The following is a 23,327-nucleotide window of genomic DNA, read 5'->3' as shown; positions in this document are numbered from 1 at the left end:
TAACGTAAGTATCTGAATTTTATAGATTAGAACTTAAGTAAATATTAATGTTATTTATTTTTAGCCTCGTAATTGGCAGCCAGTGTATTGAGTACTGCAGCCAAACGACATCCAGCTATAGCAAGACGCTCTTCAGTTGTTGCTTTAACCATCCTTTGATAGCGTTTTTCAGGTTTTTGTCCTGCCTTTATTTGATAGGCTTTATGGATTGCCAATTGATGAGACTCTGTTGCCCAAACTTTTGGTTGAAGATTTACATTGGCTATACTGCAAGGCCAACGCTGCTCTATCCTGTATGCTAATCTGTTAACCTGGGCTTGCGAGTAATGTCTTTTTTTACTTAACATACCGCCTCCTTTATCCCAGTAGGAATGCAAATTAGAAGCAATTGGATTAGCGCCCAGGGGATAGAGATTACCGCCTTTATCACCCTGCGGGTAACGAACACTAAATTGGTTGACGGTGTGCATTGGTTGGTGGAGATCACCGACTACATGAAGTAAAACACGCAAACTAAAGCCCTTGGCAAGCTCACTTTTCTGCGGAGAATTGATAACCCTCATCGCTTCTTCAACAGCAGAAACAGCATTAACCCTGGCAGGCTGTATCAAGCGAGTACCATCCTTGGTAAAAGGAATATTGATGTAGTGCTTTGGTGCAAGCCAAAGTTGATTTTGATCATGTAAACGGTCTAGCCATGCAGCAGCATTAACCAGACTTGTAGGCCGATATTGTTTGTCTAAAGTATGATTGTAATGATTAAAAATTTGCTTGGCTTGCCTGGTTAAATGATGATAGGCGATTTGAGCCACCAAACGATGACCCAATGCATTCCAGCTGTAACTTTTGGTTATCACTAACAAAACACCGAGACAACAACAACCGAGTCTTTTACCCATGAATTTTTATCCCAGATAAGGTGACCAGGCTGGTTCCTGCACATCGCCTTCACGGGCCGGTAAGCGCAATTTAATACGGCCATCAAGTGACACCATGCCCAAGACACCCTTGTCATTGTAACGTGTTGCATAGAGAACCAAGCGTCCATTTGGTGCTATAGAAGGAGACTCATCTAACGAGGAGAAAGTTAGCTGGGTTATTCGACTACTGCTGGTATCCTGCACACCAATATTAAAATTCCTATCTTCACGGTGCAGCATTACTATATGCTTTTGATCAGGGGTATAAGACGCACGAGCATTGTAATTGCCATCATAGGTAATCCGGCTAACACTGCCATCAGCCAGTGATAAGCGATATACTTGTGGCGCTCCACCGCGTCCGGAAGTGAATAACAGCGAGCGACCATCGGGTGAATAACGTGGCTCCGTATCAATGGCATCACCAAACGTCAGTTGCTTCATATAACCACTGCTTAAATCCACACTATAAATTTTAGGCGAACCTCCTTTGGATAACACGACGGCAAGCTGACGCCCATCTACCGACCAGGCAGGTGCACCATTGATCCCGGTAAAATCAGTCACTAAACGCCGTCTACCAGTTGCTACATCAACAGTGAATATCTGCGCCTTCTTTTTTTCAAAGGATACATAGGCAATTTGTCTACCATCAGGCGACCATGCAGGAGACATAACAGGTTCAGAAGACACCAATAAACTTTGGGGATTATGACCATCTACATCAGCGACCTCAAGGAAGTACTTGGCGTTCTCTCCATTACGTTGCACCAGGATGTAAGCAATCCGGGTAGAAAAAATCCCACGTTCACCAGTTAATTTTTGATAAACTTCATCACTAATGTGATGAGCCAGTGCTCGTAATTCATTTCCACTGATTTGGTAGCTTTTTGATAAAAGTGTTCTGCCTTGTGCTACTGCATCAACCAACTCAAAACTGATGTCGTAACGATTATAGCCAATCTTGCTAACACGGCCTGACAACACACTATCTGCCCCAGCTTGACGCCAAAGACCAATTGCTACTTGCCCATTCTGCATACCTGGAGGAGGAGCGATAATGTTAAATTGGCCGGAAAAACTTAAATCATGGCGAACAACCTCTGTTAATTGCCGGCCGGCATCATCATAACCAAAAGAATTAATGGCAATCGGTAATGCTGAATTAATACCCTGTGTCAATTCGAGATCGAGGGAAAAAACTGCCCCTGAAATCAATAAAAAAAATGATGCTACTAAACGTTTAACTAACACTTTTATCCCCTCACATTTTCTGGACGTACCGTTAAACTGATATCACGAAACATATTAAAGGTATCTGGATCAGTTGGAACGGGTAACGGTGATGCTTTACGAATAGCCGTCTCGGCGGAGCGATCGAGCACCGGATCACCACTACCGCGTGTCAAACTAACATCCAACACAGCACCATCAGGTGCCAGGCGAATTCTAAATTGACTCGATAAGCCACTATTTACGTTCTCAGGCAGGATCCATTGTCGGCTTATTGCATTAACAATCATTGCCTTGTATTTATCAACTTCTCCAGCAATGTGCGCTTTTTTAGCCGCATCTTGCGCAGCTTGCTGCATTGCTGCCTGCCGTTGTTTTTCTGCTAATTCCGCTTTAGCTTTTTCTGCGCGTGCAAGTTCTTCTTTTGCTTTTTCAGCTTTTATTTTATCGCTTTTTATTTTTTCTTCTGCTTGCTTCTTTTTCAATTGCGCAAGTTTTTCAGCTTCTTGCTGTTGCTTTTTCTGCAGCAATTCTTGTTTATGTTTTAATTCCTCCAGTCGTTTGGCTTCTTGCTCTTTTTGCAAAGCTAATTGCTTCAAATGACGTTTTTCTTCTTCAATTTGTTTTTTTCTCGCAATCGCTACTTTCTCTGCCTCTTCTTTCAGTTTTGCTAATCGCTGTTGTTCCTGTAAACGTGCTTTACGAGCCATTTCAGCTTGTTTGGCCAAAGCCTGTTGCCTTGACTGTTCTGCTCTTAATTGATTAGCTCGTTCTTGTTTTAGACGATTCACTGTTTCCATCACTTCTTGGCTGTCTACACTCACTGCCTTCACGGCTTGTTCTTTGGGTTGATCAGCCAACTCTACCGGTAAAACTTTGCTTGGTTCATTTTTTGCGGCAAGTGTCATAACAGGTCGCTGATGAGTCGACTCCATCGTCAACAATAAAGCTAAAAAACAGTGCAACGCAATCGCGATGAAAAACGCTTTACGATAAGTCTGATCATTTATCATCCACGACTCCCCTGCTCTACATCAGTAGAATCAGTCAACAGACCTACTTGAGCAGCCCCTGCTTGCTTTAATAAACTCATAGCACCAACTACCTTGCCATAAGCAACACCCTGATCACCTTTAACCAAAACATTCAACGCTTGATTGGATTGGCGAGCCAATTCTAATTCTGCAGCCACTCTAACCATTAATGCCTGAGGTTCAATTGGGCTTTCAGGTGTAGAATGGATATTGAGAAAATAATCTCCTTGTTGATTGACTGAAACAATAATTGGTTCACGCTCGGAAGGTTTCAGTGCCTCACTCGCTGCTTTAGGTAAATCCACAGTCACACCTTGAGTTAGCATAGGGGCTGTAATCATAAAAATGACTAATAGAACTAACATCACGTCGATGTAAGGCACTACATTAATGTCTGCAATTGGGCGAGAAGTGGTCGTTTTTTTCCTCAACATAAGATTATCCCCTTACTGGCACGGAGGTTTGCTGCTCTATCAGTGAGACTAATTCATCCTGGAATAAGTCATAACGATCCAGCAAGCTATTAGCACGGGTGCTGTAACGGTTATAAGCAATAACGGCGGGAATAGCTGTAAATAATCCCAGGGCAGTTGCCACTAATGCTTCCGATATTCCCGGTGCCACCATAGCGATAGTTGCTTGAGAGGCTTGGCCAAGAGCCTGAAATGAGGTCATAATTCCCCATACAGTACCAAATAAACCAACGTAAGGAGCAATAGAACCTACTGAGGCAAAAAAAGGCAAATGCTGTTCTAATTGTGCCGCTTCCTTAGCATGTTTTATTTGCATCACTCGCTGAATCGGCTCAAGAACGACATTTCCTGTCTTGCGCGAACGCACATATTCTTTAAATCCGGCGTGAAAAATTGCAGCTAATCCTTCTCTATCATTATGATTGCTATCGAGGTCTGCGTATAACTTGCTTAAATCACTACTATCCCAAAAACGCCTGATAAAGCCTTCACACTGTTGTTTTTTACGATTGAAATACCAGGCTCGTTGCAAAATGAGAGTCCAGGATACCACAGAAGCAGCAAGCAAAATCATCATAACAGTCTTCACGACCAGACCTGCTTGCATAAAATAACCCAATACATTGGCATGGTTAACCACGTTTTATTCCTCCATTAGTCATCTTTGCTTCTTAAAGCTTTTTTTAAAATTGTTAATTCTTTAACGCTCAGAATAGATCGTCTGGTAAGCGTCTTGGTTTCAAATGGGTATTGACACAGACTACTTTAACCATTGCTTCGCAGAGCAATTTTTTATGCTGATTGTACATGAGCTGCTTAAATAATGCACTGCATGCTGTTCTACTATCAATTCTTGAAATGATTGTGAGTAAGTCATCCAAACGCGCAGGATTGAAATAATGCAACTGAACTTCATTGATCGCAAAATGGCAATCATACTTTGCCAGAGTGGTTAAAGACAAGCCAGATTTACGTATCATTTCAGTCCGCGCACGCTCAAAAAAGCAAAGATAATTTGCGTGGTAAACAATACCCATGAGATCAGTGTCTTCAGCATACACTCGGATATCAAATTGATGCTCTGGATGATTACTCTTATTCATGCACCGCTATACCAAAATGTTGATAAGCCAATTGAGAAGCAACCCTGCCTCTTGGCGTACGCATTAAAAAACCTTGTTGAATTAAATAAGGTTCAAGGACATCTTCGATAGTTCCCTTTTCTTCACCAATTGCAGCAGCAATACTATCAAGACCAACTGGACCACCAGCAAAGCGTTCGATCACAGCAAGCATTAATTTTCTATCCATCATGTCAAATCCATGTTGGTCAACATCCAACATTTCCAGGGCAAGTCTTGCCATTTCCAGGGTAATTGCACCACTCCCCTTCACTTCAGCATAATCTCGTACACGGCGTAAAAGTCGATTAGCAATTCTTGGTGTACCTCGCGAGCGCATCGCAATTTCTTTAGCGCCGGCTGCTTCCGTATTAACACCAAGCAATTTTGCCGAACGAGAGACAATATGGGTTAAAGATTCTACGGAGTAAAATTCTAAGCGCTGAACGATGCCAAAACGGTCGCGTAGCGGTGAGGTAAGAAGTCCTGCACGAGTTGTTGCTCCGATTAAAGTAAAAGGTGGTAATTCCAATTTAATGGAACGGGCAGCAGGTCCCTCGCCAATCATAATATCTAATTTGTAGTCTTCCATCGCTGGATAGAGAATTTCTTCAATTACCGGGCTTAAACGATGAATTTCATCAATAAACAACACATCGTTTTCTTGTAGATTAGTCAATATGGCAGCAATATCCCCGGCTCGTTCAAGAACAGGTCCTGACGTTTGCCGCAAATTAACGCCCATTTCATGGGCAATAATATTAGCGAGTGTTGTTTTACCAAGTCCTGGAGGACCAAAAATAAGCACATGATCAAGTGCATCCATACGATTTCTGGCTGCATCAATAAAAATACGCATTTGTGAACGGACAGCATCCTGGCCGATATATTCATTAAGACTCAAGGGTCGAATAGCTCGATCTAACGCTTCTTCCGATGTAGCTGAGCCAGCACTAATCAAACGGTCACTTTCCAACATAGGAGTCTAGGGTTTACCATGATTCCTGCATTCTAACACAGCTTTTGCTGCAAGCTCATCTCCTTTGCGGTTAATGCACTTTAAAATTTTATCTTTGCAAAGGGCTGATATGTTCAAGGAGCTTGTTAGAGCAATAGTTGTTATTGATGAGCATTGCAGCGCAATGCACATAGAAGTACATGAGCAGAACGTTTTTAAAAGAGGTTTATTTTTTAGCAGAATTAATTAACAAGCTCTGAAAGTATATTTCGTACTCGATGAATACGAGAGCGTACTGTTCCCAACGGACAGTCAAGATGTTTGGCAATATCTTCATAACTTAATCCCTTTACCACATATAAATTAAAGCAGTGCTGTAATTCATTTGACATGGCAGTAAAGAGCTTTTCTACCCGTTCAGCAAGCTGAAAACCGATTAAATAGGCTTCAGGTGAGTTATTTTCTTCACCTCGCAGAGCGAGTAAATTATTTGATTCAATATGGATTGCTCTAAAATGATTTTTAATAGTATTTTGGGTGATACGGTACAACCAGGTAGTAAAATTGGCCTGTTGCTTAAAACCTGAAAGATTACAAAAAATTTTTATACTGACTTCTTGCGTTAAATCATTAGCGATTGAATTGTCGGATATTTGTGATTTTATTTGGCCAAAAATTTTAGCCTGGTAACGGGCAATTAAATGGTTCATTGCCTTGGCTTCTCCCTTTAGCGCTGATTCAATTAATTGCCTCTCAGTCACTGACGCTGCATCCCGCATAATATGTCCATTTTTCAACCACCTACCTAAGGTGTCGACAAAAAAATGAACAGCTTTAATTTATTTTATTTTCCCTATAATATTCAATAACCTAAAATCATTTTTGCTAATCTGATCAGAAAAAATAACAACAAGCTTGCGTTGCTTTTCATGAGAGAATTCTACAAGAAAAAAAAGACCTGCGCTCATAACAACTCGCATTTTTGCGTATGTCCTCTGTTGTCCATGCACATCATGTAATTGCCAATTATTATTTGTATACACCAATAAAGAGCAAGAACCAGGTATGGAAGTAGCTTTAATGCGAAGAAAAAAGAATAACAATAGAAAAAATCCTGGTAATTTAAGGAAGCATGGCCAGGCAGAATAATAAAGAACGACCATTACTGAGAAATAAATGAGAGACGCTAATCTAACGTAAAGGGCCGATCTGTCCAGTTTTATCATGCAATTTGATAAATTCAACAATCTCTAGCAACTCCTTGTCTACAGGTTTTGCATGCCCCATTAACCAACTGAATAGCTCAGGATCAGTGCATCCAAGCAACTCATCAAAGGTATCTACCTGCTTCTCTGTCATAGTATCCAAGTAACTCTCAGCAAAGCGTATAAGAATTAAATCCAGCTCGAGCATTCCTCGCCTACAATGCCACATGAGCTTCGCTTTTCTTAATGGATTAATCATTGGGCTACCTGATTGTCAAACTGGGCGATGTTACACTAAAATCCCTCTTAATCGCAATCTCAAGTATTTAGAATGAGTTTTAAACAATATTTGCTCAATAGCCGTCCCTATACGGCCTTATCATCCCTGGAGGATGAATTTAATTTTCAAGCTGATAAAAATTATCTGTTTGACCTGGCTTACCTTACATCAATTGCTGTTATCGGTGAACGCAGCGCGGAGTTTCTGCAGGGTCAACTAAGTTGCGATATACGTAAAGTAACTACCGATAGAATGCAGCAAGGGGTTATGTGTAATTTAAAAGGCAGAATCCTAACTTTATTAGATGTCATTAACTGGCATCATTTGCAGTTAGTTCTTCCTGTTGATTTAATGACTGAAACAAAATCATCGCTCATGAAGACGGCTCTACTTTCGAGAGTTCAACTGGAACCAACGTCGTATCGAATGTATGGATTATATGTCAATAATCAATCCGATTTACTACCAGAAAATCTGCAATTACCTAACGAGTCTTTCGCTGTAACCCATTCAAACGAACTATGTTGCTATCAGCTAAGTGATAGTTTTTATTTAATTTTGGCTACTAAAGAAGCAACCTCATCGCTAAGTCAGCCTTTTATTAGAAAGCAACAGATGCGTGGTTCTCTCGCTTGGCATCAATTACAACTCCAACAGAAGCGCGTAGTTATTTACCCCGAGACCAGAGGGTTATTTTTACCACACCGTCTTGATTTACACTTATCCGGTTACTTAAGCTTTGATAAAGGTTGTTATAAGGGCCAAGAAATCATTGCTCGCACTCACTACAAAGCCAAACTCAAACATAGTTTACGCTTATTTAGCATTCATACTCCTGAACTTTTATTAGCGGGGAAAAAATTATTTACTCCTTCTGGTGAAACAGAAGTAGGTGAATTGATTGATTTTAGTCCTTTAGCAGACGGTCGCTATTTAATTGCCTCAAGCATCTTATTTGAGCATCCCAATGAAATACTCATTGAAGGCAATAAACATCCCGTAATACTCAGTAAAGCTTAATTACCATACAAAGGCAATACTACTGACTGCATTTTATGCGCACAATCTGGGCTGATACTCCACTGAAAATCGACTACGTGCATAAAGCACGGTAGTTTACCGCCGACGACCAGGAAGCATACGGCGCAAAACATCGTCCTTATCAATGAAATGATGCTTGATTGCACCAGCGGTATGTATGACAAGCAGCACGATGATGATCCAAGCAATCGTATTGTGAACCTGTTCCATCAACTCGGCCACCGCTTCATTTGGAACTACTCCCGGGAAAGGTACCTTAAACAGCGTAAAATATGAGGGAATTCTGTTAGCAGCCACTGACATTATCCAACCGGATAGAGGCATCAGAATTACAAAAAAATACAGGCTGTATTGCACCGAATGCGCAAGAAATTTTTGCCAAGCAGGTACTGAAGCAGGCAAAGCGGGTTTACCCCTATACGCAATCCAGAAGAGGCGGATAATCATTAAAAAAAGTATGGTGAGACCAAACGATTTATGTAGCATATAGGCCGAGGGTTGATAGTGTTCTGGTAAATCATCGAGAAAGAAACTGCCCGCAAGCATACAGATAACAATCAGAGCAACAAACCAATGGATGAACTTAGATCCGCTTGAATAATTGACAACCTGTCTTTTCACTGTCTGAACTCCTTGATTAAGCCTTTTGGCACTAATTCTGTCTCTTTTTTATGAAAAACAAAAATGATCCTAAAGAATAGTTGCCCTACTATACCTAATAAAAGTAGAGGGGGTAAAGCACTTCTTACTAGGCAAATCACTTTACTAATGCCTGCCACAAAAAAGAGTAGCCTTATTAACACGGGCTACTCTTTGATGACAATTTTCCGAAGAAACGAATGCTTCGTTTTAAACTACAACATCAACATTTTTTTCTGCCAGGATAGTCGTTTGAGTTAAAGCTAACAATTCTCTGATAGCAACAAAAAACATCGTATAGTTCAAGGTCGTACTCGCCTTTAAATCAGCAAGAATATGCCGCCATCGCTCAATCAAGACAATATTTTTATCTGACCAGGCAGTAAAACACTTCATGAAATCCTTTTTCTTACTATCGATACTGATAATGCCTGCTGTCAATTGTTTTTGCTGCCAATCCAAATCATCGCGCAAACCCTCTCTAGATAAAGATTCCCAATGATTATCTGTTGGATGGGCAAGGATCTGTGAACGAATCCATGACAGATCCAGGAACTCATCAATACCAAAATACACTTCCGCTACTTTTGCAACATCGAGCTTTGTTTGATGGCTAACTTCAATAATATCAATAGCAGAGAACAAAGCTCGCGTAATTGATAACTCATGTGCAAGACCTGTTGGAATCCCTAATTCTACGTATTCATTAAAATGCTCATCGTAGTTCGCACGATTGGCTTCGCCAAATACAGCAGGAAGCGCTTTCTTAAGCTCACAGACTCCTGACGCAAAGTGTTTTACAGCTTTATTAATATCCAGCCCCATGCGTGGAGTACGAAGGAACCAGCGTGTTACCCTTCTAAGCAATCTCAAATATAACATTGATAATTCAACTTGCTTCGCCGCTGTTATTTTTGTATTTAATGCACCTATTTCCTTCCATATCGTCTCAAGATCCAGTACCGATCTGGCAATCATATAAGCTCGTACGATAGATGAAACCGGAGCACCTGTTTCATCCTGGACGCGGTAGATGAAGGTGAATCCCATTTCATTGACAATAGTGTTGCTGAGTTTTGTTGCAATAATTTCACGTTTTAAAGGGTGACTTTGCATCTGCTTACTAAAACAATCTTGCAAGGGTTTAGGGAAACAACTAACCAAAACTGTTTTAAGGAAAGCATCTTCAGGGACATTAGAGTCCAGAATTTGTTCTTTCAACAAAGTCTTGCTGTAACACATCAGTACGGCAATATCAGGACGGGTTAGACTGGCTCCACTTAACTTACGCTCTAATAACGCTTTTTCATCCGGTAAAAACTCTATCGTTCTATCTAACTTACCACTTCGTTCCAATTCATTAATGTAACGACCATGCAACTCTATGGAACGCACTGCCTGCGCTGCAGCAATACCAATTGCACGCGGCTGAGCAAAATTATCACGTAAGACAAGGGCAGCAACTTCGTTAGTCATCTCACCTAATAGTTCATTGCGCTGTTTTTCAGTTAAATCACCGGCAGTTACGATACTATCCAAGAGAATTTTGATATTCACTTCTTTGTCAGAGCAATTAACTCCAGCCGAATTATCAATAAAATCAGTATAAATACGGCCATCATTGAGTGAATATTCCACACGCGCCAATTGAGTTAAACCAAGATTTCCACCCTCACCAACTACTTTGCAGCGTAATTGTTTAGCGTTAATTCGGGTTGCATCATTCGTTCTATCTCCCACATCAGCATGCGTTTCTGATTGTGCTTTAACGAAAGTACCAATACCTGCACTCCACAATAAATCAACCTTCGCACGTAAAATCACCCGAATTAATTCATTGGGTTCAATTGTTGCCTGCTTGATATTAAAAATATCCTTCATCTCTTTACTGACAGGAATCGATTTGGCACTGCGATTAAAAACACCTCCGCCTTTAGAGATCAATTTTTTGTCATAATCTGTCCAACTGGAACGCGGCAAATTAAATAATCGCTCTCTTTCTTGGAAACTGATCTCAGGATCGGGATCGGGATCAATAAAAATATGCACATGGTTAAAAGCAGCAAGCAATTTGATACGGCGTGATAACAACATGCCATTACCAAAAACATCCCCAGCCATATCACCAATACCAACAACCGTAAAATCATTATTTTCTATATCACGGTCTATTTCGTAGAAATGACGCTTAACTGATTCCCAAGCACCCCTAGCCGTAATTCCCATCTTTTTATGGTCATAACCAACGGAACCGCCTGAAGCGAAAGCATCACCTAACCAAAAACCATATTCCAGTGAAATTGCATTGGCAATATCCGAAAAAGTCGCTGTACCTTTATCAGCAGCCACAACCAGATAAGGATCATCCTCATCAAAACACATCACATTAGCAGGCTTAACAATGGCTCCCTCTTTGTAATTGTCGGTAATATCCAACAAGCCACGGATAAATAAACGATAACAACTAATACCTTCCGCTAAAATGTCTTCACGTGTACCATTAACAGGCAAATGTTTGGGAACAAAGCCACCTTTTGCTCCACTAGGTACAATCACCGCATTCTTTACCTGCTGCGCTTTCATTAATCCTAAAATTTCCGTACGGAAATCTTCTTTACGATCAGACCAGCGTAAGCCTCCTCGTGCAACCTTACCACCCCGAAGGTGAACACCTTCAAACCTAGGTGAATAAACAAAAATCTCAAACATTGGATAAGGTTTAGGTACACCAGGAATTTCTTTGCTATCAAGCTTAATAGAAATGTAATTTTTATAATTTCCTTTCTCATCAACCTGATAGTAATTAGTTCTTAATGTAGACATAATCACCTGTACATATTGCCGGATAATCTTGTCTTCATCGAGATTACTCACCTCATCCAAAGCTGCCAAAATCTTATTGACCAGATCCATGCATTTTTCAGCTCTGGTTTCATCAACGATTGGGTTAAAGCGAAGCTCAAATAGTTCTACTAATCTTTTAGCAATATGAGCATTGTTATTTAATGCTGTTTCAATGTATTCCTGGCTAAAAGTAAACCCAATTTGTTTGAAATATTTTGCATAAGTACGCATCACTGCGACTTGGCGCCAATTCAACTCAGCAGCAAGAACTAATTGATTAAATCCATCATTTTCTGCGTCGCCAAACCATACACTGGAAAAAGCATTTTGGAATAATTCTTTTATTTCATCAATTTCAAATTTAGCACCATGAGTATATTGAAGCGCGAAATCATTAATCCAGGTTTCTTTACCATCTTCCAATTTTAAAACGTAAGGCCTTTCACTGATTGCGCGCATCCCCAGTCGTTCAATGATTGGCAGCACATCAGACAAGGGAATCGTGTTATCATGCTGGTAAATTTTAAAACGGAAATTTTCCGGTGGTTCATCCATTAATTTATAGAAATTCATTACCAAAGGAGTTTCTTTAGAGAGTGCTTCCATATGTTTTATGTCATACACTGCTGTTCTTGGAGGGAAATTAGCGGTATAAGCAACTGGGAAAGCATTTTTATAACGCACATAGAGGCGATTAGCGCTTTCCTCACCGAAAGTATCAAAAAGGAAATGCTGTAAATCATCAGACCAGGTACGGCCAACATCAATCAATTTTTTCTCAACTTCTTTGAAATCCCATACTGTTTTATCCTGAGGATTAGTACGGATAATAAAATGAATACGCGCCAAAATTGATTCTTCGGAAAATCGGGTAGAAAAAGTAATTTCATCAGAATTAAAACTGTCTTTTAAGACTTTTTCCATCTCCTGCCTTAATTCAGTGTTGTACCGCTCTTTAGGAACATAGACTAGACAGGAAATAAAACGGCGATAGACATCTGTACGCGCAAACATACGAATTCTTCGACGCTCTTGCATATAAAAAATACCCATACCGATTTCTAATAATTCATCCTCTGATGCTTGTATCAAATCATCACGTGGCAAGGTTTCCAGGATATTTAATAGAATCTTACCAGCATGACCACGAGGATCAAGTTTGGAATTCTCCATAATCATGGCAACTTTATGACGCAAAAACGGAATGTGTTTAGGACTTGTGTTATAAGCGGCAGACGTGTACAGACCAATAATGCGACGCTCTCCAATCACCTGCCCTTTTTTATTAAAGCGCTTAATACCTATATAGTCTGTGTAAGCACGACGGTGGACAGTAGCCTCCGTATTTGTTTTGGACATAACCAGAACGCGTGAAGATAAGGTATGCTCACGTGCTTCCGGGGTCATCGCAGAAATACTACGCGCACTGGATTTACTTATGCTTTGGCGAAGTACACCTAACCCAGTTTCAGGCAGTGGCTGTAAAATAGTCTCCTGTCCCTTTTGAACAAGTTCATAATCGCGTACACCCAGAAACGTAAAATGATGATCTTCAATCCAATTTAGGAACGCTTTCGTTTCTGCGGCTTCATTGGCTTCTAAAATCCCGGATGCGTGGTCAAGTTCAGCAATGGCCTCACGAACTTTTTCACGCATAAGGATCCAATCCTTAACAACTGCGCGATTATCTTCTAACACACGTTCAAAATTACGATGCAAGTCTTCAAGAATAGAAGCATCTGTTTGCCTATCAATTTCAATAAAGATCGCAGCTTCTGTTAATTTGCCACTATTACTACCTAAACTACGTGGAAAAACTGCGGTAACCTGGTTGTTTTTATCCCGTTGTAAAGATAAACCGCCCATATGCATAATGAGATGTGAAACCAATCCTAAGCGATTGATAACCATCCGCAATGAATCGACCAGAAAAGGCATATCCTCAGTAATAATTTCTACAACCGTATGAGTTGTTTGCCAACCATGCCTTTCAAAGTCAGGGTTATAAATACGAATTTTTGTTTCATCCGGTGCTCGTTGTTGAATAAGCGACCAAAAATTAATTGCAGCCCCATACAGATCATCGATATCCCATTCACGTAAATCTTCCAAGGCAACCGTGCCATAAAATTGGCGAACAAATTGAGAGCAAAAATCAGCTTGCTCACCACTCATTTTTTGCTTTAATTTGTCCACTACAGCTTCAATAATTAAATCTTTGCCTTCTTCAAATTTGTAAGACATTCAATCACCTCATTAGGCATGAAAATAAATTGCGGCGCATTATATACTTCTACGCGATAAGTTACACCGCCAGTAATGCATTTTTTTGCTCCAGGAGCTATTCACATTCCACTAGCTTGAGTGATTATGGCTTGATTTTAAAGCATCGCAGCGGAGGCATACACACTAGCATGTGAGCATGCGAAGCACAGAAAATCAAGACATAACTGCAAGATAGCGGACATACCAACAATTCCATAACTTATTCAATACACACGCGTGTTCCCACAGCAACCCAATCAGCTAATTCGACTAAATCCGAATTTTGCATACGAATACAACCATGGGAAGCTGGTTTACCTAATTCGGATGTATCAGGCGTGCCATGAATATAAATAAAGCGCTGTAAGCTATCCACCTTACCGCCTTTATTGCGTCCTTCCTCTAAACCATCCAATTGAAGAATACGAGTTAATATCCAGTCTCGCTCGGGATAAAGAGCTGCTAACTCAGGCGTGTAAATTTCTCCTGTCCACTCACGAGATATAAAAACACTATTTATCGGGGCATCCAGGCCAATACGAGAGTATATTTGATGCCAGCCGCGAGGGGTACATCCACTGCCACTTAATTCACCTAAACCGTTTTTTCCCGTTGATATTAGGTAAGATTTATAAACATTATTATTGTCAAAACAATGCATCCTTTGTTCAGTTGCCGAAATAAAAATCAATTGATTATTTGTTATCATGGTCATGGATTGCAACCGTTTTTGTATTAACAAATTCTAAAATACCTTCCTTCGATAATTCTCTTCCATAACCAGAATGTTTAATTCCCCCAAACGGTACTCTTGGATCTGAGGCCACCAAAGCATTCACAAAACAGGCGCCAGCCTCTAATTCATAGCGAGCAATCCGCTCTCCACGAGTCAAATCCCTCGTAAATACTGCTGAGCCTAAGCCATATTCACTTTGATTAGCCAATTGTACAGCATCGATTTCATTGTCTGCATTAATAACGGCAATGACCGGACCAAACAACTCCTCATCAAAAGCGGGCATACCTTTTCGCACATCAAGTAATAAGGTTGGCGGGTAGTAAAAACCCTTGGTATTTGGTATTTCTCCACCCATGACCAATTTTGCTCCTAATTTTACACTTTTTAATACCTGTTGATGAAGTGTTTTTCGCAGATCATCACGAGCCATAGGACCTAAATGGGTCTTTTCATCTAGAGGGCTCCCCATTTGATAACCAATCATTTTCTCTTTTATTTTTTTAACCAATTGATCACAAATAGAATTTACTGCGATGATTCGTTTGGCAGCAATACAAACTTGGCCACTGTTATTCAATCGAGAAGTGACAATACAATTTGCAGCCAAATCAAGATCAGCGTCCTCAAGAATAATATAAGGATCATTACCTCCTAACTCTAGCACTGCTTTTTTTAAGTGGCTGCCTGCATTAGCAGCAATTATCTGGCCTGCTCGCTCACTTCCCGTTAAAGTGACGGCAACGATCTTTTTGTGCGCAATTACTTTGGCGGCCATTTCATTATCTAAAATAAAATGCTGAAACAAGTGTTCTGGAAAACCGGCTTCCAGAAATAAAGCAGCAATCGCCTCGCCAGTACCAGTTGAAATAGGTGCATGCTTTAAAATAGCTGCATTCCCAGCCATCAACGTTGGAGCAGCAAAACGAAAAACCTGCCAAAAAGGAAAATTCCAAGGCATGATAGCAAATACAATGCCTAGAGGCTGATAACAAACCATGGTTTTTTTCATTTCTGTTTGAATTATCCTTGGTTGTAAATAATCTTCAGCATGTTCAGCAAAATGCTCGCAGACCCAGGCACATTTTTCAATCTCAGCTTTTCCAGCACTAATAGGCTTACCCATTTCGTTTGCTATCAGCAAGGCAAAATCATTTTTCTTTTGCCGTAATAAACTTGCCATTTTCAACATGGCTTGTTTGCGCTGCAAAAAAGTTGTTTTTTTCCAGATATTGAAAGTTAAATGACCCGCATCAATCCAAGCATCCATTTGTTTTTCACTAAGCGTTGAATACTCCTGCAAAACAACTTCCGTCGCCGGATTGATAGTTTTTATAATCATTTGCATCAGCCTCTATTCTTATTTTTACCAGTGTAGCCGATGCCAATGAAGACGCAAACTAATTTAAATCATCCATTTCCTGTAAGCTCGCCTATATGCGATCCAGTAATGAGTTTACTACTTTTGACTAGATAGACTTTTACCAAAGAGTTCTGTTCTAAGGCAGTTCGTTGTATGTAATGGGCAAATCACTCATTCAACACATCAGTATTCTTGCACAGGGGTTTTGATTGTTGTTACTATTTTGCTAATTTCGTTGTATCGGCATTGTTAGCAATTAAGTAATCCGGCATAACAGCCTTATACAGTAGTATGACACTAACCTTAGGACACGCGATGACAAACAAAATTCTAGGCTACCATCCTGTTCACTACCTGGTTGCCTGGGCTGTGCATGCATTCACTGCGAGCGCAGCTTGTTTTGGTATTCTTACCCTCATCAAAATCTATCAACACGATTACGTGCAAGCTCTTTGGTTTATGGCTGTAGCTGTGGTCATAGATGCCGTGGATGGGACCTTAGCCAGATTAGTGCAAGTAAAATCAGTACTCCCCAATATGGATGGTGCTTTACTCGATAATATTGTCGATTATTTAAACTACGTGATAACACCTTGCTTTTTCCTTTTTGTAAAACCCGGCATGCTACCCTCTCATTTTTTGCTTTTTATCATTGTTGCAATTACACTGACCTCGTCTTATCAGTTCTGTCAGGCAGATGCAAAAACACCGGATCATTTCTTTAAAGGATTCCCCTGCTACTGGAACATTGCAGTATTTTACATGTTTATATTCGATACTTCGATGAATACAAATGCCTGGATCCTCTCAATATTATGTGTATTGATATTTGTACCAATTAAATATGTCTACCCATCTCGTCTTGATTACCTGACTGATTCCAGGTTTCTGAAAATAATTATGCACAGCTTCTCTTTGATTTATGGTGTCAGTTCAGCCTTTGTGCTATTAAATTACCCACGCATGGATTCGCTGTGGTTATCCTTATCCCTGGGCTATGTCATTATGTATCTGACTCTTAGTATGTACCGTACTTATTCACCCATGCTTAAAGTGAAAACTATCCTACGGAAAGATGAAAGAAGTTGATTCACTTTTAATGCGGTTATCATTAGAATATCCCGTTTCAATTTATTTAAGAGGATTTTCATGTCACTTTGTAGAATAATCATGTCAACATTTGTAATGACTGTTTTTTTCTGCAGCACGGTAGCCGCGGACAACTTTCCACATGGTTGTGAGGTATCAGGTTTCGGCTTTAGCCAAGATCGTCTGGTTGTCAATGATGATGGCCAACAAACTTTTTACTTAATTCAAAACCGCAGTAACGTACAAATCGAATTACAACGTTTTGAAACACGTGAAGTCTTCATGAGCCCTTCTCTAACTGTCAAGCTTGACCCATCTAATTGGGCCGCTTTTGCATCTGACATCGCCAATTTAAATTTCCAATGTTTTTCTCGTAAACAAGAAAATACACCGGAAAATGAGACTAATAATGAGGAGAATACGCCTAGTGCAACTCCAGTTGACTGCCGTACAGTATTAGATGTTTGCCAATATCCTCGTGTTAAATTTGCTTTAAGCAATATGGGTAATTATTGGGTTTCCACGAATAAGTCACAACAAGATGTTATTAATGAGGCAACTCGAAAAGGCATTTACCTACGCTGGTGATTAAGTGAATACAAAGACCCAAGATGAATTATTTCTGCTGATTGGAATTATTGGTTCAATAATATTATTGGTTGGTTTAACACAGACTCCAGCGCAAAGCTATTATGTGGTGGGCTCCCTACTATTATTGTTCACCTCTCTGCATTTCAAGCTGATTTATTTTATAGCCTTGGAAATGATTCTTATTGCTGGTCACGGTGCAATTCTTTTGGGGATTGGTACAGCGCTACAGATGGCTTTACCAATCCTTTTGTGTCTACAGCTTCTCTGCTTTTATTTGTTAAGCGGTCAAATAAATAATTTTTTCCTTTTAATTGGAGTTATTGGCATTGCTGTTTTATCTGTCGGTTTCGCTTATGAAAACCAATGGGTGTTCTTTGCAGGAAGCTTGTCTGTCGCAATTTATGCTTTTTACAGTGCCTATAAAGGTAAGCGAATCACTTTATTATGGGCTTTTCTTAATTCACTATTTGCCTTGATTGCAATCTTGAAATTAATCTTTTCATCAGGCGGGAGACTTTAATGGCTAAGACAGCTTCCAGTATGCTACCTCTCGGTACCACTGCCCCTCAATTTTCTTTGCTGGATGTAGTTAGTAATAAAAAGATAGGATTAGATAATTCCCATCAAGCCAGATCAACAGTAATTATGTTTATCTGCAATCATTGTCCCTATGTAAAACATGTTAATAAAGAGCTCACCAAACTTGCCAATGATTATTCAAGTAAAGGAGTCTACTTTTTAGCGATTAACTCCAATGATGTAGAAAAGTACCCTGACGACTCCCCGGATAATATGAAAAAAACTGCCCAGGCAGAGGCTTATCCCTTTCCCTATCTCTATGATGAAACACAAGAAGTTGCAAAAGCTTATCATGCAGCCTGCACCCCTGATTTTTATGTTTTTGACTCCAATCTGAATCTTGTCTACCGCGGACAGTTAGATGACTCTCGTCCAGGTAACCAAACTGAGGTCACTGGCAAGTCTGTTCGTGATGCTCTGGATTGCTTGCTTGCAAACCAACCTATCAACCCAGACCAAAAACCCAGTTTGGGGTGCAACATTAAATGGAAAAATTAGCCTCTCATTATAAAATAAATTTTTATGTGCCTGAAAGTCATCTGGAAATTGTTAAGCAGGCCTTGTTTGATGCCGGCGCAGGAAGGCAAGGTGACTATGATCAAGCCTGTTGGCAATGTCTTGGTCAAGGTCAATTTCGACCTTTGAAAGGCGCGAATCCAAGCATCGGCACTCTACAAAAACTGACCTTTGTTCCAGAATATAAAGTTGAGATGCTTTGTTCTGGTGCATTTCTTAACGCCGCAGTTCAAGCATTAAAAACCAGCCATCCCTACGAAGAACCAGCTTTTGATGTCATTCGTTTAGAAAACTAAAATTTGCATTTAAGAAACGTATTAATTCAATTCTTGTCTATTCATTCCATACTATAAAAGCTAATAAACTATACTTTGAGAAATGTACCAATTAGTCAGGTGAATAACATGGCCAGCCATCTAAGACCGCAAGGAACTGAACCAAGTGATGATGAGGCTTTTATTTTTTCCTTGATCGGAAAAATCCAAAAATATGATCAATATATTGCCAAAAACCTGGATCAAGATACTTTAGGCTCACTTAAGAATGAAGAAGGCCAGGTTTTCTTTGAAACCCAAGCCAGGTCAATGTATTTAGAAACAGCAAGAGCTTTAGCCAAACAGTGGGATCTTGAGATCCCGCAAACGGACAATTACGAAGAAATTTCTGCAACTTTGACCGCATTACGGGAAAAAACCTCTAAAAATCCGAATCAATATAAAGAAATTATGAACGGGGTAGCCGGTATTTTTTTTAATCAAACCAAACAATTGGATGAATTATATAAAGCATTTAAAAGTGACATCAGACAACAAAAAAGAGAAAAGACAATAGAAGCATTCCTGGCACCCTTTAAAAGTCTAAAGAATGGCATAAAGGATAAGGTGAGCAGTCTTTATCATTCAATAACCTTGAAGAAACAGCTCCGAGAAGGAAAAGACTTCCAAGATATTGCTCAAAGTACCCATTTGGATTCCGTTGAACGTTCTATTAAACGCTCTATGGATAAATTAGATGCACGACACCATGTTTTGTCACCATCCCAAAATGAACTGCTACAAAAGAAAACTTTACTTGATATTGAAAAATTCATTAAATCAACTGATTATTTAAATGCTGATGAAAAAACATACGCATTAAATACATTGCAAAGGGCTAAAACAGACCGAATTAAAGATGGCAAATCGGGTCGATCCATACTCGATTCTTTAACCACCATGTGGTTGGCAGCGAAAGATAAGGCTGCTTATCCAGCGAGCGATACTCATAACGAAGATACATTAGCAAGATGCAATCTGATTGCTAAAAACATGGCATTATCCGATAGAGAATATAATTTAGATAATAATGGTAAAGATCTAGGTGGTGAATCACGACATGCTTGCCGTGGAGGTACTATCAATAAAATTGTAGAGTCCTTGGAAGCTATTCATCCAGATGTTGTAATTATAAGAGGGACAGAAATACTCTCTGACTTGGCAAATAAAGAGTTTATAAATGCTGTTGAAAATCTAAGTGATGAAGAACAAGTCGAATTATACCAAGGTGACGAAGAGTTAATGCAATCCATTCAGGAAATAATACGTGGCAAAATAAATGAAATAGATAGAGACATTTTTGAGGGCTCTGTTGGCGCTAATAAAATAAACGAGTGGGTTGATGCCGTGCAGTATATAGAAATTCCTGAAACAAATGCTATTAAACAATTTAAAGAGCGACAAGCTCCTGCAGCTAATATCTCTAAAGAGCAAGCAGCTGGAAGTGAGTCCCCTCAGAAACTACTCTTTAAGGGCAATGAGATTACACCACGAGATATTGAAGCTTTTAACAACGCCTTTGCACAAACCCAACAACTCCCTACTGGATGGCCTGAAGAACAGATAAGCAAACGTGCAGTAAAAATTGTTTTCGGTGAAGAGATATGGGAACCCGAAGATAATCTTGAATCTTTAGCTGCTATGTTATTGACTATACGGAAAGATCCTCAAGCTATTAATCAATTTATAGGAGTGGCAAGCTCTGGGGATAAGACTCTGTCTGCCCAATCTTCTACAACTTTTAATCAAGAGAATATAACTTTTGCTGGGCAGGAGATTACAAAAGACCACATTAGCTCCTTTAATTTCTCATTCGAAAGTATAAGAAAATCTCCTATGGCTCAAAGCTGGACTGATAAGCAAATTGCCAGAGTATGTATAAAGGGTATTTTTCCAGAGTCTCTTTGGGAACCCGAAGGAAATATTGAGCAATTAACAACAATCATGCTAGATGCACGTAATAAAGAATTAGAAAAACATAACCCTGAAGTTACTCTGGCAGAAAACACAGAAGATACAGAAAGCGCAGAAGATAGAGAAAACACAGAGAATACAGAAAGTGATAAGTGGCAATACAGTATGTAAATGAGTATAAACAGCAAAATGCCAAGCTTGTTCTCATTCTGTAATTAAAAAACCTGCTATGCCCTAGCAGGTTTTTTAGCTTTAACTATTTTGCGGGAACGATTTGTACTTGCAGGTTGGCGATCACATCACTATGAACATGAATTTCAATTACATAGTCACCAATTGAATGGATAGGACCTTCAGGCATAACAATTTCACGCTTGCTAACTTCCATAGACTTAGCAATCAAAGCCTCTTTGACTTCATTAGGGCCTACAGAACCATACAGTTTACCTTCGTCACTAGCCATAGCAGCAATGACAATAGTCGTATCGTTCAGCAGCGCAGCACGTTGCTCTGCAGCAGCTAACGTTTTCTGTGCTTTTTTCTCAAGTTCAGCACGACGTTTTTCAAATGCTTCAATATTTTCCTCAGTAGCAAACACAGCTTTGCTTTGTGGAATTAGGAAATTACGGCCATAACCTGGTTTAACATCCACTTTATCACCCAAATTTCCCAAGTTTCTAACTTTTTCTAATAAAATAACTTCCATCTTATTACCCCTATTCTATTTTCCACCTACATTTTGCAAGCGTATTCTAAAATTAAACAAACTATCTAAAACACCAAAAATCACATAGACAGGCAACATAACAAAAGGCACGAGTACTAACGGTATTACTAATAAAAGTAAGGTACTAATTCCTCTGCCTTTAGCCAAAATAGTAAAGCTTAAACTAAGCCCTGCACATACATAATATAAAACAAGCACCGGCAAACAACTTAGAGCAATAGGGTTATACTGATATGCTCCAATAGCGACAAGGATTAATAATGCAACACCCCACCCGCTTGCACGGAAATTAAGCATTTCCTGTCTATAACCACCAGGATAAAATATCCTGGCCTGCACAGAACGAGCCAGCATTAGCGAAACGAGTGTCGATACCACAACACTCACAACCTGTATTCCCACTAAGTAATTGGAAAAAATTACTTGATTTTGATTATCTAACAGACTATTAACGGAGCTATCAGCTTCCAGTTGTTTAAGCATTACCTGAATATACTGGTATTGAGCAGTGATAAACTCAGGAGTTAACCAGTGGATCAGAATAATCCCCAGCAGTGCCTGTAAAACGATAAATCCCCCCGTTATTCGCCAACTGGCTGTTGCTCGCAGAACAACAGCCGCTAAATAACAGGGTAGAAATGCCATCATAGTGGTAACAAGGGCTCCAAATAAAGGCATGGACATCAATGATAAGATCAACAATGCGCTAATCCCGAGGGCTAACCCTCTAAACCCATCAAGCCAACCTTTACGCAAAGTCACTAATGCAACAATGGCCGCGGACAACCACGCTGTAAACGGTATTAATGCGCAAATTACAATATACAACAAGGCATAATAGTCATTTTCCAAAAGGAAATGACCTTGTTTACGTAGTAAGTCACCCAAACGAGTCATTATTATCTATGGCTATCACAATAAGGCAATAAACCCAGGAATCTCGCATGCTTAATGGCTTTAGCCAACTGGCGCTGGAAGCGGGTTTGCGTACCAGTAATACGGCTTGGTACAATTTTACCAGTTTCTGTTATGTAATCTTTTAACAAATTTATATCTTTATAGTCTATTTCAGATGAACCTTCGGCATTGAAACGACGCATTTTTTTTCTACGAAAATAAGCTGACATATTTAACTACTCCTTAGGCTGCTCGGTCGTCTTTTTCTTTCTTCATTAACACAGACTGAGTGGTAATCGCCTCTTTCTGATTGATGATTAAATTTCTCAAGATAGCGTCATTAAACTTGAACGCATTTTTCAGTTCGTCCAAAGCAACTTGATTACATTCAATATTCATCAGTATGTAGTGTGCCTTGTGTACTTCTTTGATTGGGTAAGCTAATTGTCTACGTCCCCAGTCTTCTTTACGGTGAATTTTACCGCCTTGTTTAGTGATGATCCCTTCATAGCGCTCGACCATTCCTGGTACTTGCTCGCTTTGGTCAGGGTGTACAAGAAACACTATTTCATAATGTCTCATAGTTTC

Annotated in this window: 25 protein-coding genes; 7 read left to right on the top strand and 18 right to left on the bottom strand. The window is 39.7% G+C overall.

Annotation, left to right across the window (positions count from 1 at the left end):
• Positions 1 to 50: 50 nt before the first annotated feature.
• From DYC89_RS07375 to DYC89_RS07330, 10 genes are all read right to left on the bottom strand, one after another.
• Positions 51 to 899 carry a S1/P1 nuclease gene (locus DYC89_RS07375; RefSeq protein ID WP_115221199.1) on the bottom strand — a complete coding sequence of 283 codons (849 nt, stop codon included), beginning with the start codon at positions 897 to 899 and terminating at the stop codon, positions 51 to 53.
• A gap of 6 nt (positions 900 to 905) precedes the next feature.
• Positions 906 to 2,174, bottom strand: coding sequence for a Tol-Pal system beta propeller repeat protein TolB (gene tolB / locus DYC89_RS07370; protein WP_181879345.1), 1,269 nt, complete (start codon positions 2,172 to 2,174; stop codon positions 906 to 908).
• Positions 2,175 to 2,176: 2 nt separating this feature from the next.
• Positions 2,177 to 3,166: a cell envelope integrity protein TolA gene (tolA, locus tag DYC89_RS07365; protein WP_115221198.1), complete on the bottom strand. Its 990-nt coding sequence runs from the start codon at positions 3,164 to 3,166 to the stop codon at positions 2,177 to 2,179.
• Positions 3,163 to 3,621 (bottom strand): protein TolR, encoded by a 459-nt coding sequence (gene tolR, locus DYC89_RS07360; RefSeq protein ID WP_115221197.1) that lies wholly within the window; start codon positions 3,619 to 3,621, stop codon positions 3,163 to 3,165. Before tolR ends, tolA begins: the two co-directional genes overlap by 4 nt.
• A 4-nt stretch (positions 3,622 to 3,625) precedes the next feature.
• Positions 3,626 to 4,300: a protein TolQ gene (gene tolQ, locus DYC89_RS07355; protein WP_115221196.1), complete on the bottom strand. Its 675-nt coding sequence runs from the start codon at positions 4,298 to 4,300 to the stop codon at positions 3,626 to 3,628.
• A 67-nt stretch (positions 4,301 to 4,367) separates the two neighbouring features.
• On the bottom strand, positions 4,368 to 4,763 hold the full coding sequence (locus DYC89_RS07350; protein WP_115221195.1) for a YbgC/FadM family acyl-CoA thioesterase: 396 nt from the start codon (positions 4,761 to 4,763) through the stop codon (positions 4,368 to 4,370).
• Entirely contained in the window at positions 4,756 to 5,760 is a 1,005-nt protein-coding gene (ruvB, locus tag DYC89_RS07345; protein ID WP_115175211.1) for a Holliday junction branch migration DNA helicase RuvB, read from the bottom strand. The genes DYC89_RS07350 and ruvB overlap by 8 nt, the downstream gene beginning before the upstream one ends.
• A gap of 221 nt (positions 5,761 to 5,981) precedes the next feature.
• Positions 5,982 to 6,518 carry an RNA polymerase sigma factor gene (locus tag DYC89_RS07340; RefSeq protein ID WP_115221194.1) on the bottom strand — a complete coding sequence of 179 codons (537 nt, stop codon included), beginning with the start codon at positions 6,516 to 6,518 and terminating at the stop codon, positions 5,982 to 5,984.
• A 60-nt stretch (positions 6,519 to 6,578) separates the two neighbouring features.
• Entirely contained in the window at positions 6,579 to 6,902 is a 324-nt protein-coding gene (locus DYC89_RS16935; RefSeq protein ID WP_425451549.1) for a hypothetical protein, read from the bottom strand.
• Positions 6,903 to 6,930: 28 nt separating this feature from the next.
• Positions 6,931 to 7,203, bottom strand: coding sequence for a succinate dehydrogenase assembly factor 2 (locus DYC89_RS07330; protein WP_115221192.1), 273 nt, complete (start codon positions 7,201 to 7,203; stop codon positions 6,931 to 6,933).
• A 72-nt stretch (positions 7,204 to 7,275) separates the two neighbouring features.
• Here DYC89_RS07330 and DYC89_RS07325 point away from each other — a divergent pair, with 72 nt between their 5' ends.
• Entirely contained in the window at positions 7,276 to 8,244 is a 969-nt protein-coding gene (locus DYC89_RS07325) for a YgfZ/GcvT domain-containing protein (RefSeq protein ID WP_115221191.1), read from the top strand.
• 96 nt (positions 8,245 to 8,340) lie between these two features.
• On the opposite strand, the gene DYC89_RS07320 is transcribed toward DYC89_RS07325, so the two are convergent.
• The 4 genes from DYC89_RS07320 to DYC89_RS07300 all read right to left on the bottom strand — a co-directional run bounded on the left by DYC89_RS07320 (position 8,341) and on the right by DYC89_RS07300 (position 16,091).
• On the bottom strand, positions 8,341 to 8,886 hold the full coding sequence (locus tag DYC89_RS07320) for a cytochrome b (protein ID WP_115221190.1): 546 nt from the start codon (positions 8,884 to 8,886) through the stop codon (positions 8,341 to 8,343).
• Between the two features lie 228 nt (positions 8,887 to 9,114).
• Entirely contained in the window at positions 9,115 to 13,992 is a 4,878-nt protein-coding gene (locus DYC89_RS07310; protein WP_115221188.1) for an NAD-glutamate dehydrogenase, read from the bottom strand.
• A gap of 241 nt (positions 13,993 to 14,233) precedes the next feature.
• Positions 14,234 to 14,722, bottom strand: a complete 489-nt coding sequence (locus tag DYC89_RS07305) for a L,D-transpeptidase (RefSeq protein ID WP_115222686.1) — start codon at positions 14,720 to 14,722, stop codon at positions 14,234 to 14,236.
• Positions 14,709 to 16,091, bottom strand: coding sequence for an NAD-dependent succinate-semialdehyde dehydrogenase (locus DYC89_RS07300; RefSeq protein WP_115222685.1), 1,383 nt, complete (start codon positions 16,089 to 16,091; stop codon positions 14,709 to 14,711). Before DYC89_RS07300 ends, DYC89_RS07305 begins: the two co-directional genes overlap by 14 nt.
• A 336-nt stretch (positions 16,092 to 16,427) precedes the next feature.
• Here DYC89_RS07300 and pcsA point away from each other — a divergent pair, with 336 nt between their 5' ends.
• From pcsA to DYC89_RS07270, 6 genes are all read left to right on the top strand, one after another.
• The gene (gene pcsA, locus DYC89_RS07295) at positions 16,428 to 17,201 is read left to right on the top strand and encodes a phosphatidylcholine synthase (RefSeq protein ID WP_115221187.1); all 774 of its coding nucleotides are present in this window, start codon (positions 16,428 to 16,430) and stop codon (positions 17,199 to 17,201) included.
• A gap of 60 nt (positions 17,202 to 17,261) precedes the next feature.
• Positions 17,262 to 17,789, top strand: coding sequence for an enhanced entry protein EnhB (locus DYC89_RS07290; RefSeq protein WP_115221186.1), 528 nt, complete (start codon positions 17,262 to 17,264; stop codon positions 17,787 to 17,789).
• A gap of 4 nt (positions 17,790 to 17,793) precedes the next feature.
• On the top strand, positions 17,794 to 18,312 hold the full coding sequence (locus DYC89_RS07285; protein WP_181879344.1) for a hypothetical protein: 519 nt from the start codon (positions 17,794 to 17,796) through the stop codon (positions 18,310 to 18,312).
• A complete protein-coding gene (locus tag DYC89_RS07280) occupies positions 18,312 to 18,869 on the top strand; it encodes a thioredoxin family protein (RefSeq protein ID WP_115221185.1) in 558 nt (185 codons plus the stop codon). The genes DYC89_RS07285 and DYC89_RS07280 overlap by 1 nt, the downstream gene beginning before the upstream one ends.
• Positions 18,857 to 19,183 (top strand): YqfO family protein, encoded by a 327-nt coding sequence (locus tag DYC89_RS07275; RefSeq protein ID WP_115221184.1) that lies wholly within the window; start codon positions 18,857 to 18,859, stop codon positions 19,181 to 19,183. The genes DYC89_RS07280 and DYC89_RS07275 overlap by 13 nt, the downstream gene beginning before the upstream one ends.
• Positions 19,184 to 19,291: 108 nt before the next feature.
• Entirely contained in the window at positions 19,292 to 21,286 is a 1,995-nt protein-coding gene (locus DYC89_RS07270; protein ID WP_115221183.1) for a hypothetical protein, read from the top strand.
• An 85-nt stretch (positions 21,287 to 21,371) separates the two neighbouring features.
• On the opposite strand, the gene rplI is transcribed toward DYC89_RS07270, so the two are convergent.
• Genes rplI through rpsF form a run of 4 tightly spaced genes read right to left on the bottom strand, consistent with a single transcriptional unit; the run spans position 21,372 to position 23,321 of the window.
• Positions 21,372 to 21,821: a 50S ribosomal protein L9 gene (gene rplI, locus DYC89_RS07265; protein ID WP_115221182.1), complete on the bottom strand. Its 450-nt coding sequence runs from the start codon at positions 21,819 to 21,821 to the stop codon at positions 21,372 to 21,374.
• A 15-nt stretch (positions 21,822 to 21,836) separates the two neighbouring features.
• Entirely contained in the window at positions 21,837 to 22,739 is a 903-nt protein-coding gene (locus DYC89_RS07260; RefSeq protein WP_115221181.1) for a hypothetical protein, read from the bottom strand.
• A 2-nt stretch (positions 22,740 to 22,741) separates the two neighbouring features.
• Positions 22,742 to 22,969: a 30S ribosomal protein S18 gene (rpsR, locus tag DYC89_RS07255; protein WP_058447849.1), complete on the bottom strand. Its 228-nt coding sequence runs from the start codon at positions 22,967 to 22,969 to the stop codon at positions 22,742 to 22,744.
• A 13-nt stretch (positions 22,970 to 22,982) separates the two neighbouring features.
• On the bottom strand, positions 22,983 to 23,321 hold the full coding sequence (gene rpsF, locus DYC89_RS07250; protein WP_058447848.1) for a 30S ribosomal protein S6: 339 nt from the start codon (positions 23,319 to 23,321) through the stop codon (positions 22,983 to 22,985).
• Between the last annotated feature and the right edge of the window lie 6 nt (positions 23,322 to 23,327).

It is taken from the genome of Legionella donaldsonii (assembly GCF_900452385.1).
In the GTDB taxonomy this organism is placed as follows: domain Bacteria; phylum Pseudomonadota; class Gammaproteobacteria; order Legionellales; family Legionellaceae; genus Tatlockia; species Tatlockia donaldsonii.
This window is presented reverse-complemented; position numbering and strand designations above follow the sequence as displayed.

Bases quoted from the DNA above. Each gene is read 5' to 3' on its own strand.
- DYC89_RS07375 (WP_115221199.1), bottom strand. From the start codon at position 899: ATGGGTAAAAGACTCGGTTGTTGTTGTCTCGGTGTTTTGTTAGTGATA.
- tolA (WP_115221198.1), bottom strand. From the start codon at position 3,166: ATGATAAATGATCAGACTTATCGTAAAGCGTTTTTCATCGCGATTGCG.
- tolR (WP_115221197.1), bottom strand. From the start codon at position 3,621: ATGTTGAGGAAAAAAACGACCACTTCTCGCCCAATTGCAGACATTAAT.
- DYC89_RS07350 (WP_115221195.1), bottom strand. From the start codon at position 4,763: ATGAATAAGAGTAATCATCCAGAGCATCAATTTGATATCCGAGTGTAT.
- ruvB (WP_115175211.1), bottom strand. From the start codon at position 5,760: ATGTTGGAAAGTGACCGTTTGATTAGTGCTGGCTCAGCTACATCGGAA.
- DYC89_RS07340 (WP_115221194.1), bottom strand. From the start codon at position 6,518: ATGCGGGATGCAGCGTCAGTGACTGAGAGGCAATTAATTGAATCAGCG.
- DYC89_RS16935 (WP_425451549.1), bottom strand. From the start codon at position 6,902: ATGGTCGTTCTTTATTATTCTGCCTGGCCATGCTTCCTTAAATTACCA.
- DYC89_RS07330 (WP_115221192.1), bottom strand. From the start codon at position 7,203: ATGATTAATCCATTAAGAAAAGCGAAGCTCATGTGGCATTGTAGGCGA.
- DYC89_RS07325 (WP_115221191.1), top strand. From the start codon at position 7,276: ATGAGTTTTAAACAATATTTGCTCAATAGCCGTCCCTATACGGCCTTA.
- DYC89_RS07310 (WP_115221188.1), bottom strand. From the start codon at position 13,992: ATGTCTTACAAATTTGAAGAAGGCAAAGATTTAATTATTGAAGCTGTA.
- DYC89_RS07305 (WP_115222686.1), bottom strand. From the start codon at position 14,722: ATGATAACAAATAATCAATTGATTTTTATTTCGGCAACTGAACAAAGG.
- DYC89_RS07300 (WP_115222685.1), bottom strand. From the start codon at position 16,091: ATGATTATAAAAACTATCAATCCGGCGACGGAAGTTGTTTTGCAGGAG.
- pcsA (WP_115221187.1), top strand. From the start codon at position 16,428: ATGACAAACAAAATTCTAGGCTACCATCCTGTTCACTACCTGGTTGCC.
- DYC89_RS07290 (WP_115221186.1), top strand. From the start codon at position 17,262: ATGTCACTTTGTAGAATAATCATGTCAACATTTGTAATGACTGTTTTT.
- DYC89_RS07280 (WP_115221185.1), top strand. From the start codon at position 18,312: ATGGCTAAGACAGCTTCCAGTATGCTACCTCTCGGTACCACTGCCCCT.
- DYC89_RS07275 (WP_115221184.1), top strand. From the start codon at position 18,857: ATGGAAAAATTAGCCTCTCATTATAAAATAAATTTTTATGTGCCTGAA.
- DYC89_RS07270 (WP_115221183.1), top strand. From the start codon at position 19,292: ATGGCCAGCCATCTAAGACCGCAAGGAACTGAACCAAGTGATGATGAG.
- rplI (WP_115221182.1), bottom strand. From the start codon at position 21,821: ATGGAAGTTATTTTATTAGAAAAAGTTAGAAACTTGGGAAATTTGGGT.
- DYC89_RS07260 (WP_115221181.1), bottom strand. From the start codon at position 22,739: ATGACTCGTTTGGGTGACTTACTACGTAAACAAGGTCATTTCCTTTTG.
- rpsR (WP_058447849.1), bottom strand. From the start codon at position 22,969: ATGTCAGCTTATTTTCGTAGAAAAAAAATGCGTCGTTTCAATGCCGAA.
- rpsF (WP_058447848.1), bottom strand. From the start codon at position 23,321: ATGAGACATTATGAAATAGTGTTTCTTGTACACCCTGACCAAAGCGAG.